Raw genomic sequence first — 13,678 nt, 5'->3', positions numbered from 1 at the left:
TGAGGCCCCGTACTTCGCTTTTTTGCACTCTTTTGCTGTTTTTAGTGCCGTATTATTTAAATTTATTGCTGCGCCACCGGTCCCCCGCCTAATTGCGACATGACCTGCAGCATACCGTTCAGATGGGCCAACCGGGGTCCAAAGCGGTCGACGAATTCATTAAACACGTATTCCCCGTCGGCCAGATCCTCGGCGCTACCGTTGATTTCGTTGGTTAATTGATTCAGGTATTCGGCCTGAACGCGGGTCAGGGCCTCGGTGGCTTCGCGGCAGCTTTGCACCAGTTCTGGATGATTTTGCTTCCATTGGTGCAATTCCTGGTTGCGTTGCTTGTGATTGGAACTCACATGCGTGACCAGTTCTTCTAATAACTCATTTTGCCGGTCCAGCGCCTGGAGCATCTGCTGCAAAACCGACGTCTGCTGCCACAGCATCTGCCCCACGGTGCTAGCCTGGGGCAGGACTAGCGGCTGGGTGGGGGGGGCCAGTGTGGCATCCACCTGGGTACAAAAATCGGGTGTGCTATGGGGTTGTCCGGACATGAAAAGAATCCTCTGGCTGGCGATAAAAACAACCGACAAGTCTAATTAAAAACTCGACGCAAGCGCAAAAACTCAGACGCGCAAATAAGTCTTTATGGTAATTGGTTTCCAATCGAAAAGCCATCAGTTTTCCGCACTTTTCCGCTCTGGTTGGTAAAACGCCTATCAAATCGCGTCAAAGCTTAGCGGCTGGGGAAAGTCTGACTATACAGGTGGGCATCAATCCGCAGTGTGGACGAAGTTTCGCCTAAAAAGCGTATCCCCGCCAAAAGGTCGCCGCTGGTTGCCTGGAGGACGACGATCGGTTGTCCACCCAGGCGAATGATGCTGGCGGTGCTGGCGGGATGATCGGGATCGGCGGGTGGCGGCGTAAAGTGCATGCTGATTAACTCCACCAGGGTGTTTGCGGCTTCCTCGGACAGGTCGCTGGTCAATTCACTACCCAAGTAATCCCGTAAATTCAGCAACATGACATGTTTGGTTTTGAGATGAATTTCGGGCGTGGTAAGCAATAAATGGTCATGACCGCGACCAATACACCACGCCAGTTGCTGAGACGTCAAAAACTCATCCAGTAAATTTGCCAGGGCTATTGATCGATCGGTGATAGTAAAACGCAGGTCGGCCAACTTGATCCCCGCGGCATCCAAGGCCCGCTGGTCAATACGCAGGGGGAGGCCCGTTTTCTGCTCGAGCAATCGGCAAAAATCTTGCGGGGTTGCGTCGTTCATTTCCAAGCGCACCGGTTGGTCAAGAATACGCAAAATATCCCCTAATTTTAAGCGCGGAGACTCAACCGTTTCTGATTTGGCGGCGGGATCATCGCTTTTGGAATGGTCGAGGGTGGGTTCTTCTAATGCGCTCGCTGACTCAGCGGTTGGCATTAGGTTGCCCGGTTCTGCGGCCAATATGGCGGCGTGCCCATTACTAAATGCCCCGGCAAGGGAGGTGGGTTTCGATTCTGCCACAGAGGTGGTGCAGGTCCCACTTTCACATGACTGGGGGGGGGGAATCTCAACTGAGATACCGAGTGGCGATGGCAAACCGGCGGCCGGAGAAGACGTTGCCACCGTGGATTCTGTGTGCGCGGGGGGAGTTGATTGTTGTTCCGTAGCTAACAATTTTGTTTCACCCGCGACGGCACAACAAGACGCGCTGCCAGCGTTGAGAACCGCCGTGCGTGAAGGATTTGAGCAAGCGGAACACACGCTTGCCGCTGGATCTTGGCTATCAATACTAGCCAAAACCGGATCCGGGCGGCTTGGCTCGATATTCGGGGGATTTGTGGGAGTTGCCTTGCCAGCGGAAATGGCCGGCATGCCGCTGCTAGCGATCATGCCACAACAGGTAATTCCCGCAATCAAGCCCAACAGATATTTGCCGGTGGTCTCCATCCTCCATGCTCCCCTTTAAAAAAAGAAACATCATCCCGAGCGAAAAAAGTGTGTCGTATCACCTAAGCCTACGTCAACGCTGCGTTTTTGAATGACCCGTATGGCACTATCCCACGATTAAAACAGCCACAAGCGTGGCTAATGCCCTGTGTTGATCTGCGAAAACTCGCATTGATCGCTAGGGCAAAACAGTTGGCCAGAAGGCGGCTAATTGAGGTGAGTGATTGACTCTAAATAATCAGCACGACCACCAACCAGGCATACCACGGTTACCCTGTTAGCTACGGATTTACTTTACTACTGTGCGATAGATTTGTGAAAAATATCACTAATCCACCAGCAATTTATTATGAAAGAAATTGCAAAACTAGCAACAGAATTTGCATGATTTCGAAGTATCAGAGTATTTAGCTATTTTTCGACCCATTCCCAACCGCAGGGGCTTTGCAGTTCCTTCGCCGCAATGTCGGCCCAGGGAGTGCCTGGGTGACGTTCTACCACGATTTTGAGGGATTCGCGCGATTTTTTAGCCAAGCCATTTAGTTGGGAATCGCCAGAGAAATTTTCCGCCGGGACTAGTTCCCAGGTATTGTGCTTGGGATCGGCAAAGGATTTGCCTGATTTAAGTTGTGCCAGCATTTTGTTGTACCCCTTGGTCCGGGCCAGCGCGGCGGCGGCCCTGCCGAGTGCCAGCAAATAGGCCGCCTCCCAGCGCTTGCTGGTTAATTTTGCCTTGTCCGATTCTCCGGCGGCCAGGGTGTTATAGATTTTTTCGATTTCAAATTCGGGCTTGGCCGCTTGGCGCTGGGCGGCGGAGAGGGCATTGGCAAAGCGCGCGGGGTCCTCGGCCTCGCCCGCGAGAAAAGTTAGCACCGGGGGTTCAAATTCGGCATCGACGGTCAGCTTTGCCGCATCCAAGAGCGCCTGGCGGGCCTTATTCTGGCTGTTCAGGCGCTGGTACTCGGCCTCGGACACATAATCCGGCGCATAATGACGCAATAGCTCGGCCTTGATGTCGCCATTTGGCTCGGTCGCCCAGCCCGAGCCTCCCCCCGCTGTGCGAAAGAACTTTCCTCCTGTGCTGGCGCGGCAAATTCGTTCCAACCCAAAATTTCCAAAACCGCCATCGGTGTAATTCACATCGCTCACCCGCGCGGGAGTATACAAGGTGATGTGTTCTAGTCCCCAACTGGCCGCGATGGGCTTTCCTGGTTGGACGGACCAATCCTTGCTAAAGAGCGGCAATGGCCCCCCAAATCCATAAACGGGAATTTGAGACTTCTTGAGCGTGGCGGCGGCGGTTTCAAAAGCGGTTTCGTCCGGCAGGGCTTCATTGGCCAGCAGGACCATGATGACTGTTTGGCCGGTTTGGCGAAATTTGGCAAATGCATCACAGGCGGCTGCCACGCCAGCGTAGGCCAGTTTTCCCTCGGTCCCGCCGCCGCCGCTGCCTGAAAGCGCCTGTTCTAGTTCGGCGGAGGTTTTGACCGGTTGGGCAGTCACAATTTGCACGGTATCGCCAAAGGCGACCACCGCCGCGGAAATATTCTTGGCGGTATCCGTTCCTCCCCCCAACAAGCGTTCCATCCGCCCGGCGGCCCGGCTGAGCAGCAAACCCGCCGAACGATCAGCCACAAAGACCACCAGTACCTGTCCGTCCATGGCTGCGTCCCGGATTTCGGCTTCGATTTTATCAAAGGCACCGTCGGAGTTCAGTCCCGAAAAGTTGCTTCCCGCCGGAGCAAAACTCCCCTGGGAAAACCGGCTGGCGGAAGGACCGGCAAAGTCCGGATCGATGCGGCTGGCGCTAAACCCCGTGCGATGTTTGTCCGGGGATTCACGTTTGGGTTTGGCGGGAGCATTCTTAGCAGCAACCGGGGCGGTGTCGGAATCGAGTGCCTGCTTGCCAGTCGTCTGTTTGCCATTCTCCGTGAGAGAGGATTTAGATTTGGGAGTCGCGGATTTCGCCGTTTGAGATTTTGCGGGATTGGACTTTTTGGCGTTCTTGGGTTCAATAACAACTTTTTTATGGCACCCCGCGCAACAACCCAGCCAGCAGGCCATCACAAGGCTAATCGACAAACACCTGGCTAGTGAGCTGGGGAAATAGCGATGAAAAAAAATGGAAGGCTGGGTCGGCATAAGTCTTTGGGGCAAATAATGTTCAACAACAGCGGAGCTTTGCTCAAAAGGATGATTCGCGATTAGCTGGAAAAATTGTTCCCTATCCCGCAAACCACCTAATTAAATTATAACCCGAGGCTGACGCCCGTAGCAGAAAAAAAGTTGTCCAGGTTGCCGATTCCGAGGGCCAAATTTCAGAAATAAACCAGCCCGGCAGGCAAACCCGCCAGGCTGGTTTAAAATGTTAAAAACCGTCCCAGACCCTTCTACGATCTTCGTTTGCCATGTTTTAACCCTATTTGGGCTGTGTCAATCCGGGAAAGTCATCTGTCCGAAATGGAGACGCCGGTAGGCCATCTTTATTCCACAGATTGACTTGGGGGTAGTTGGCCCAGCCATACCTGACCGCCACGGGCTTGGTAACGGCGTCGGCGGTGACGACCACCGTGTCTCCTTCCACCTTGGCGGTGGCGTTGTGAAATTTTTTATCCTCTCCGGCAATGGTAAACCCTGATAATTCACCACCCCGCGCTTCTAGTCCTTGGCCCACGTGCTTGAATTTGAGGATCGCCTTGTTTCCCTCAATAGTCAGGCTGTCAAACAGCGGACCGGACGGTTCGGACTTTTCGCCATAAGCCACATTTCGGGCAATTTGGGCCAAACGCTCTCCCACGGGGCCTTTGGGGACGGGATGAATGTCTTTTTCGTCACCCAGGTCGGTGATCACCGCCATGCCGGTATGGGGCAGCTTGGACAGGGTCATTAATTGGGCTTCGCGCAGTTCCGCCCAGTTGGATTCGATGGGTTCGGAGTTTTTTTGCATAAAAGGGGCGAGTTGCACAAAGAGGAAGGGAAATTCCCCTTGGCCCCAAAGGTCGCGCCAATTTTTAATCATCGCGGGAAATAGATCGCGGTAGTGGTACGCATTGTCGGCGTTCGATTCCCCCTGGTACCAGATCGCTCCCTTGATACCGAAGGGTGCCAGCGGGTGGATCATGGCGTTATAGAGATCGCTACTGTTGTTTTCCTGCGCGTAGCGCGCGAGCGCGGGATTTGCCGCGAGGGTTTCCTTGCTGGTCCAACGCTGCGCCGCGGTGCCGCCGATATTACTATTAATCAGTCCGATCGGGACGTGCAGTTCTTCGTGCAGCTTCTTGCCAAAGTGAAAACCGACCGCCGTCAGATCACCCACGCTGTCGGGTGTGCTGACCTGCCACTTGGCCTTGACCGTGGATTGTGGCTGGGGATTTCCGGTGCGGGGAATTTGCACAAAACGGAGTTGAGGCAGATTGGCGGAGGCTTTGACCTTGTCCGGGGTTTCGCACTGATTGATGCTCCATTGCATGTTGGACTGGCCGCCGCAGATCCAGACATCGCCGATGAGAATGTCGCTGAATTTCAGTTCATTTTTTGGCCCGCTAATCCGCAACTCGTGCGGGCCGCCAGCGGGTAACGGTTGAAGCTTGACGCTCCATTTACCATTCTGGGCCGTGGTTTCGGCGGTTTGATCCCCCAGATGGACGGTGACTTTTTCGCCATCATCCGCCGTCCCCCAGATCGACAGCGGCAGATCCCGCTGCAAGACGGCGTGATCCGTAAACAGCGCGTGGGCCTGGACCTCGGCGGTTGCCCGCTGGCAATGACACAGGCAGCCCCCCGCCGCGAGCATCACCCAGCTCCAGACGAACAATCGCGCACGGGCGAGAATTTTAGAAAAGTGCTTGGTGCTAACTGCCAACATGCCAGGTTCCCCCTCAAAAGAATGAAACGAGTCCGCGTAAAAACCGTCGGAAAAAACTTCCCCATCGAGGCGATATTCTACAATTCCGGCGACGAGCCCGCATCTGAATTTTTGCTAAATCTTGCCAAGGCCCTCCCTGTATGGAACAATACCGGAACTTTGTGGGAAAATGCCCAAAAGCTGGCGCGGTCGCCGCGCTGCTTCAAGGCTGCCGTGGCGGGTAAGTCCGGGCGATCCCGGCGGCCATCGTTATTTCAGGCGGTTTACCTTTTTGGGAGAGCAAATCATGCATTATGCGCGTCATGTTTGGCAAAAAACGGGTCTGGGCGTGTGGGCGGCTTGGTGCTGCGGGGCCATGTTGTGGTGCGGGATGCCCCTGTTAAACGCCGCCGAGGGGACAACTTATGACGATCCGGCCAAAGTCGACGCCGATTACGCCATTCAGGGGGAATACTTGGGCGAAAAGGCGGACGGTTCTGGCAAGCTGGGCGTGCAAGTTTTAGCCCGCGGCAATGGAAAATTCCATGCCGTCGGCTATGACGGTGGACTGCCCGGCGAAGGTTGGGACAGGGGAGATACCAAGCATGAAACCGACGGCGAATTAAAAAATGGTGAAGTTGTGTTTGCCGCGGGAGAACACCGGGCGGTCCTCAAGGATGGAGGCATCACCATCACGGGTTCGGCGGGGGAAGTGGAAGCCACGCTCAAGAAAGTCACGCGTGAAAGCCCGACCGCCGGCGCGAAACCGCCCGCGGGCGCGGTCGTGCTGTTTGACGGAAAGAACGCGGCGGCCTTCCCCGGCGCAAAGGTCACCGACGACCATTTACTAATCCAGGGGGCCACCAGCAAACAAACGTTTGGCGATTGCACCCTGCATGTGGAATTTCGCACGCCTTACCAACCACACCATGACTCCCAGGCCCGCGGCAATAGCGGCGTGTACCTGCAGGGCCGGTATGAAGTGCAGGTGCTGGACTCGTTTGGCCTGGAGGGAAAAAACAACGAATGCGGCGGGATCTATGGCATCAGCGATCCAGCGGTAAATATGTGTTATCCGCCGCTGACGTGGCAAACCTATGATATTGAATACACCGCCGCGAAATTTGAAGGTGACAAGAAAGTTAAAAACGCTAGGATGACCGTCAAACATAATGGGGTGGTGGTGCAGGACAATGTGGAGATCCCGCATGGCACCACCGCCGCCCCGGTCGCCGAAGCGGCCACCCCCGGACCGCTGTATTTGCAGGATCATGGGAACCCGGTGCGCTACCGCAATATCTGGCTGCTGGAAAAGAAATAGCCGCTAGAGAAAGCAAGATGAGAGTAGCCGCAAAGATAGCAAGTAGAGCAAAAGTGGGTTAAAACCCGTTCTCCCCATTTGTCCTTTTTGCTATTCTTGCGGCTATATTTTTTGCGGCAACTTTTGTCAAAAATTGTGGCTAAAAAACTTGCCGCGGGGCCTAACTAGGCGCGTCCAGGTAGGGATCTTGCCCCATTTGGTGTTGGATTTTTTTGCGGTCTTTTTCGTGGTACATCAGTAGTTTGCGGTCGCGAAAGTGCCGCCGCTCCATGATGTTTTGGGCTCGTCGAAAACGGCCCAGATATCCGCCGTATTCCTGCTCGGGCGCGCGTTCGCCGTAGACTTTGAGCCTTTCGGCGGTTTTGTTGCCCAGGCCCATGAGCAAGATATCGTCATCCAGGGCCAGATATTGTCGATAGGTGCCGGGATCACCCTGGCGGCCGCAACGTCCGATAAGCTGCCGGTCAATGCGGGCCGAATCGTGCAGTTCGGTGCAGATGACATGCAGTCCCCCTAATTCATGGACCCCGGGGCCGAGCTTGATGTCGGTTCCCCGCCCCGCCATGTTGGTCGAAACGGTGACTTTGCCCAATTGCCCCGCTTGCTCCACGATGCTGGCTTCTTTGTCGACTTGGTAGGCGGTGAGCACCTGATGGGCAATCCCCGCCTGGGTTAAGAGCGCGGAAATACTCAGGGACTTATCAATCGACCGCGTGCCAATCAGCACGGGGCGGCCCGTGGCGTGGACTTCGGCGGTTTCTTCGACAATTCGCCGTTCCTTGGCGGCGCGGTTGCCGTAAATTCGCGGAGGCAGCTGCCGCCTGACGGGGGGACGATGCGTGGGGATGGGAATCACGCGGAGTTTATAAATTTTGTGCATCTCCCGCGCCGAGGTGCTGGCCGTTCCGGTCATCCCCGCCAAATACGGGTACCGCTGAAAGTAATCTTGGACCGTCACGCGGGCGGCATGGCCGGTGGCGATGGTGACTTCCACGTTTTCCTTGGCTTCGACCGCCTGATGCAGTCCGTCGCGCCATTTGCGCCCTTCGGCTAGACGGCCGGTAAATTCGTCCACGATGACGATTTCCCCTTTGCGAACCACATAGTGCCGATCGCGTAAAAAATGCCGCTCCGCCCGGATTCCCAGTTCGATCGCATCGTACATGGCTAAAATGCCAATATCCGCCGTACCGGCGCTGCGCGGCAGATTGCGCACCAGGCGGCGTCCCTCGCCGGTCAGCTCAACTTTGTGTGTTTTGGGATCAAAGGTAAAATGCTCTTCCTGTTCAAATTGGGGGGCGTGTTTTGCCGCCCACTTGTACAGTTCGGCCTCGTCCCGTTGTTCGGCGGTGGGGAGGGCGCTGATAATCAACGGTGTGCGGGCCTCGTCAATGAGCACGCTGTCGGCCTCGTCCACCAGGGCAAAATAGGGCGCCCGCTGCACCGGCTGGTCCCCCCCCTCCTCCGCCTGATGCTGGTCGAGTAAGTACGAAATGACATCGGCCTGCCCCTCGCGCGTGCGGCGAATCAACAGCCGATCCCGCAAAAAGTCAAAGCCAAATTCTTTGGCCGTGCCATACGTCACGTCGCAGGCATAGGCCCGGCGGCGTTCGTCATTAGAGCTTTGGGTTTCTACCACGCCGACGCTAACGCCCAATAACTCATAAATGGGCCGCATCCATTCGGCATCGCGGCGGGCCAGGTAATCGTTGACCGTGGCCAGATGCACGCCTTTGCCCGTCAGGGATAACAGGTACATTGGCAGCGTGGCGGTCAGGGTTTTTCCCTCGCCGGTTTGCATTTCGGCGATGGAGCGGTTAAACAGCGCGATCCCGCCCAGTAGCTGCACCTCAAAGTGGCGCATTTTAAGTGTGCGGTCGCCGGCCTCCCGCACCAGGGCAAACGCTTCTGGCAGCAGACTGGCCAGGGTTTCGCCGCTTTTAGAGCGGTATTTGAGCGCGAGGCTGGTCTTGCGCAGCTCGGCATCCGACATCGCGGCGAATTGACCGCCAAATTGCTCAATCCGCGGCAAAATGGCCGCCCACTGCGCGATGCGGCGACCGACGGGTCCGCCAAAGAGCGCGGCCCAATTTGCGTAAATGCCGGTAGGTATCGCGCCCACGGGAATGCCGTAAAATAAAGTCAAGAAGTGCGCCGCAATCAGTCAGGCCATTTTACAGGGTATCGCGGCGAATTTACAGCCCGGGATTTATATTGCAACGGCTGGGCGTTTTAATTTAATGCAACATGTCTTTTTAGCCACAGATGAACACGGATGAGACACGGATCAGAATTCGGGATTTCAGATTTGAAATTTTAGATTTGAGATATGCCATGCCAGAATTGAATTCGCATCCGAGTTCCTTCCGTGAAAATCCGTGGCTTAATAAACACCAAACTCCATTCCTCTTTACTCCACTCCTCCAGCCCCCTCCTACTTCGCCACCTGATTTGGTTCGGCAATGTTTTCATAAATCGGCAGATACCGGTGAGAAACCTCCAGCGACAGCAGATTCATCGCCGTCACATAGATCCTCCCGCCGCAGCGGTTCCCCCATTCGTCCGGTATCGTCCCCCCGGGATCCCAGCTTCCCGCCAGGATGCCGGTCTTGACCTGCGAGTTAACCAGCAGCGGTCGCAACCGTTTGTTCCATTCGCGCCAGTAATCCCCCTGCATGTGGAACATCACTTGCGTGGCATAATACCAATAATACGTATCGCGCTTGGGCTGGGCCTGCGTCCCCAGTTCTGGCGGATTTTGCAACAAATATTGCGCGCCCCGGGCCAAATTCGGATTTTCCTTGTTCCAGCCCAGATACATCCGCATAAGCAGGCCCATCGAGGTCCGGGTGGGAGAAACCAACCGCCCATGCCCTTCGCGGGCGTTATTGGCCGCGTTGGGATTATAAACGTAACGCGAGGGATCCACGTTTAGTCCCGTGCGGGACTGCGCGCTTTCCAGGTAGCGACGGACGCCGACGTACACGGCGGGGTCAACCTTTAGCCCAGCCAGTTCGCCGCTTTTGAGCGCCATAATTTGCCAGCCCGTGACGGAGGTGTCACTCTGGTATCCGGGAGCGTAGCGCCACCCGCCATGCTGCTTATCCTGGCTGGCGACGATAAAATCGAGCGCCTTCTGTGCGGGCTCTTTTAGTTTGGCGTCCCCCGTCATGCCATACGCCTCGCATAGCGCAATCGTGGCGATGCCGTGGCTATAAAAGTGGGCGTATTCGCTGGATTTGGCGTCTTCCTTGATATACAAATCGCCGTTCGGCTGCTGATACTCGACCAAAAATCGCAAGCCGCCGGCAATGGTTTCCTTATATTCGTTAGTCTCATGTTCGCCGTTGCCATAATGGTCATATCCCGCGCCCAAGAACGCCAACAGCGACAGTCCCGTGGCGGCGGTGCTGGACTTGAGATTTTCGATGCCGATGTCGCGGCGGGTCGCGCCGGGAAAGTACTGAAAGCTCCAACTGCCGTTCCCATCCTGGCATTTGGCGAGGAATGTCAGGCCGGAAATGATCTCTGGTTCGAGCGAGCTGATGCGGCCCCGCTTTTTAAACGCGGGGGCCGCTTCGCGGATTTGACCATCGATCGCCGTGATGCCGCTACTGGTACGATTGAGAAACCTGGTCGGAGTATTGGAAACCACGGTGCTTTCCATGCGGGCTTGCGGTAACAGGCTGCCCACTTGCGGAGCTTGTTCGTCCCCGATGCCGCCGGAGCCGGGCAGGCTGGCCAGTTCCACCTGGACCGAGCCGCGATTGATACCCGTGCTTCCCGCCGTTAGGCCGGGTTGCAACTCTTGTCCGCTATTCGGCGCGCCGCTGGCTGTTCCGGTGGGCAAATTTGGCAAATCCGCCATGCTGGTTTCGATTCCGGCGGTGCCAGCGCTGGTTGCACGGGCCAAGGCTCCCGCCTGACTACTGCTACTGGGGCCGCTGCTAGTGCCAGTGGAATTGGCCGTGGCTGCGCCGGCGGCCAGGCCCGCGTCCGCGGTACCGGCAGGAGTGTTGCTATTGGTATCCCCCGCCGCGGCCCCCAAGGGTTGATTGAGGCTGGGACCGGGCAACCCGGCGGATGTTTTGCCGCTGCCGCCAGCCAGAGCCTCAATGGGTGTGCCGGTGTCAACGCCATTTTCTTGGGGAAGCCCGGGTACGCCCACATCCGTGGCGGTGACATCGGTGGAGCCCACGCCACCGCTCGAGGTGCGCGCCAATTGTGGCGCGGTGGCCGCCCCCGGTTGTGCGGCCGGGACAGAGCCTGAGCCTGTGCTGGCCGCCGTTGCCCCCGACAGGCCGGGACTCCCGGCGGAAGACTCGTCCCCCGTGGCGGCTAATTGCGCGGCGGAGGGAAGATTTGCGCTATTGTCCCCACGTGCTCCGCCACTGGCATTAGCCTGGAGCGAGTTATCCGCTGATGGCTGGCCCCCTCCTGGTGTTCCGGCGGCGGGTAGATCCGCCGCGGCCAGTTCCGCCTGGGTGGCGGTCGCTCCGCCGCCGATGGCCTTGGACAAATTGGCCGCGCGATCACTGGCTAGTTCGGCACGGGGTTGATTTCCTCCGGCCCCTTGGGCGGCGCCGCCAGTCGACGTTACCTGCGGCTGGCCGGTATCAGCGGAGGATTGCCCCGCGCTGGCCGTGACAGTGGCGGTGGGAACATTGGCGGAGGTACGGCTATTTGCGGCGGAGGCGGTAGCCTGCAGGTTAGTTGGACTGGCCGCTCCCGCCTCGGTAGGATTCGCCACGTCCTGCGCCTGCACCGTCGCCGCGCTGGTTTCGCCACCCGTCACGCTGTTTCTGGCAAGGGCTGTCCGGCTAGGGCTAGAGGCGGCCGGGGCAGAATTATCCACTTGTGTGGCAGCGGCTTGAGAAGCCGCGGCGGCGGGTTGGTTACTTGCCGCGGCGTCCGCCCAGCTTTGCTCAAAATTGTTGGAGGTGGCCGTACCCGGCAGCCCATTATTACTGCGGGTCAGGCTGGTACTACTGGGTCCGCCCAGTTGGTTGCTGGCGGGACCGGAATTGCTAGAGATAGATGGTAGGGTGACCGACTCTGTGGCGGAGGCACTGGTGTTGCGGGCCTGCGCCTGAGAGGCCAAGCCCTGTAGCGCGGCGGTGGTGTTGGAGGCGGCGACACTATTAGAACCAGCACTGGCCGCTTCCGCCGGGGCACGCGACGAAGAGACACTGGGCGCGGGAGAATTGCTTTGGCTACCGCTGGCGGTGTTGGCGGTTAGCGTATTTGCCAAGGGCGCGCTCGCGCCCGTCGCCCGTTGGGGCTGCGCGGCGGGGGCTTGTAATCCCGTGGAGGCGGTCGCGGTCGTCCCCGCCGTGGCGGTCGTGGCGGATTCCGCCTGGGTGGCGATAGCCGAAGCATCGGCGGTATTGCTGGTGGAACGATTAAGCCGCGGATTGGCTGGTTCCTTTGTCGCCACCGCGCTGGAGTTAGGCGTAGGTACCACCCGCGCGGGAGTCGGCGCGGGGGATGTCACATTGTTTTGGGCCACATCGGTGGCGGGATTTGGCTGATTGAGCGCGGGGCTGGGGCTGGCTTTGGCCACGGTTGTGGGTGCGGCGGCCAGGGGTTTCTCGGTAGGAACGGATTTAGCCAGGGGGGCGGTGGTGGCGGTTTCCGCCGTGGGAACGGCCGCGGGTTGATTGACAGCGCGGGTGAGTTGGGGTGTTTTGCTGGCGGCGGTGGCAGATTCCGTCGTTTCGGCGCGGGGGGTCGTGGTGGCCACGGGTTGGCTGGTATTTTCAGACGGATTCGCGGTTAGGGTCGCGGTTGGAGTGGGTGCATTGGTCTGACGTGTTACCGTGGTGGTTTGGGGTTGTAACTGCGGCGTGGGAGCGGTCGCCCGTGGCTGAGACGTGGGATTGGCCGCGGTTTCCGCCGTGGCCGCGGGGTTATTTACCGTCGAGCGGCTTAGCTTGGACGGATTTTGGTTGCGCTTCGGAGCGGCGACTTCTGGCTGGGGACTTTTGACGGCAACCGGCGTCAACGGCTGGGGACGATCATCCGGCTGCACGATCGGATTGGGCTGCTCGACCGGTTTAGGCTGGGGAACCTGGCGTTCAATAGGTTCGGTGACCTGCTGCTCCGGGCGAATCTCGACTGGCTTTTCGAAGTCCTGCTGCTGGTCAGGCTCATCCCAGGACTTGGGCGTAAAGTTGTATTCGACAATGTTGGGTTGAACGACCGCCAATGCCCGATCAACCTGCCGTTGGGGATTGGAAAGAATCGTATTATAAAGCTGCCAGCCCAACAGCGCGTGCAAAAACAGGCTGATGATCGCCCCCAGTTGCATGCGGCGGCCGATTTTGCCTTTAAGCCAAATAGCCACGCCCAAGAGGATCGCCATCGAACCAAACAGCGTGGCCAGCCGCACCCAGCCGTTCTGGTACCAGGGGGTGGTCTCCCAATCAAAGGAGCTATGGCCATAGATCAATCCGCCAAGAAAGCCCGTCAACACCAGCAGCGCGATATTGATGGGCCACAACTGCTCATCAAAATCGGTGTGCTGGAGCGGGCGAATTCGGCGTACGGTCCGTCGGGTGGCCATGCAATTTGCCGA

At 57.7% G+C, this 13,678-nt stretch carries 8 protein-coding genes; 2 read left to right on the top strand and 6 right to left on the bottom strand.

Annotation, left to right across the window (positions count from 1 at the left end):
• Positions 1 to 62 precede the first annotated feature (62 nt).
• Together SFX18_14890 and SFX18_14885 are read right to left on the bottom strand one after the other, a co-directional pair.
• Positions 63 to 542 carry a hypothetical protein gene (locus tag SFX18_14890; protein ID MDX1964436.1) on the bottom strand — a complete coding sequence of 160 codons (480 nt, stop codon included), beginning with the start codon at positions 540 to 542 and terminating at the stop codon, positions 63 to 65.
• A 182-nt stretch (positions 543 to 724) separates the two neighbouring features.
• On the bottom strand, positions 725 to 1,426 hold the full coding sequence (locus SFX18_14885; protein MDX1964435.1) for a hypothetical protein: 702 nt from the start codon (positions 1,424 to 1,426) through the stop codon (positions 725 to 727).
• 64 nt (positions 1,427 to 1,490) lie between these two features.
• On the opposite strand from SFX18_14885, the gene SFX18_14880 reads away from it, so the two are divergent.
• Positions 1,491 to 1,955, top strand: coding sequence for a hypothetical protein (locus SFX18_14880; GenBank protein ID MDX1964434.1), 465 nt, complete (start codon positions 1,491 to 1,493; stop codon positions 1,953 to 1,955).
• A 392-nt stretch (positions 1,956 to 2,347) separates the two neighbouring features.
• Here SFX18_14880 and SFX18_14875 read toward each other — a convergent pair whose 3' ends face one another.
• Together SFX18_14875 and SFX18_14870 are read right to left on the bottom strand one after the other, a co-directional pair.
• On the bottom strand, positions 2,348 to 4,000 hold the full coding sequence (locus tag SFX18_14875) for a hypothetical protein (protein MDX1964433.1): 1,653 nt from the start codon (positions 3,998 to 4,000) through the stop codon (positions 2,348 to 2,350).
• A 355-nt stretch (positions 4,001 to 4,355) separates the two neighbouring features.
• The gene (locus tag SFX18_14870; protein MDX1964432.1) at positions 4,356 to 5,801 is read right to left on the bottom strand and encodes a sialate O-acetylesterase; all 1,446 of its coding nucleotides are present in this window, start codon (positions 5,799 to 5,801) and stop codon (positions 4,356 to 4,358) included.
• Between the two features lie 286 nt (positions 5,802 to 6,087).
• On the opposite strand from SFX18_14870, the gene SFX18_14865 reads away from it, so the two are divergent.
• On the top strand, positions 6,088 to 7,101 hold the full coding sequence (locus SFX18_14865; GenBank protein MDX1964431.1) for a DUF1080 domain-containing protein: 1,014 nt from the start codon (positions 6,088 to 6,090) through the stop codon (positions 7,099 to 7,101).
• A gap of 160 nt (positions 7,102 to 7,261) precedes the next feature.
• On the opposite strand, the gene SFX18_14860 is transcribed toward SFX18_14865, so the two are convergent.
• Both SFX18_14860 and SFX18_14855 read right to left on the bottom strand, forming a co-directional pair.
• Positions 7,262 to 9,223: a preprotein translocase subunit SecA gene (locus SFX18_14860; protein MDX1964430.1), complete on the bottom strand. Its 1,962-nt coding sequence runs from the start codon at positions 9,221 to 9,223 to the stop codon at positions 7,262 to 7,264.
• Positions 9,224 to 9,535: 312 nt separating this feature from the next.
• Positions 9,536 to 13,666 (bottom strand): hypothetical protein, encoded by a 4,131-nt coding sequence (locus SFX18_14855; protein MDX1964429.1) that lies wholly within the window; start codon positions 13,664 to 13,666, stop codon positions 9,536 to 9,538.
• Between the last annotated feature and the right edge of the window lie 12 nt (positions 13,667 to 13,678).

The sequence above is a fragment of the Pirellulales bacterium genome, from assembly GCA_033762255.1.
Lineage (GTDB): Bacteria > Planctomycetota > Planctomycetia > Pirellulales > JALHPA01 > JANRLT01.
The sequence above is the reverse complement of the archived record's forward strand: the minus strand, read 5'-3'. Positions and strand labels throughout refer to the sequence as shown.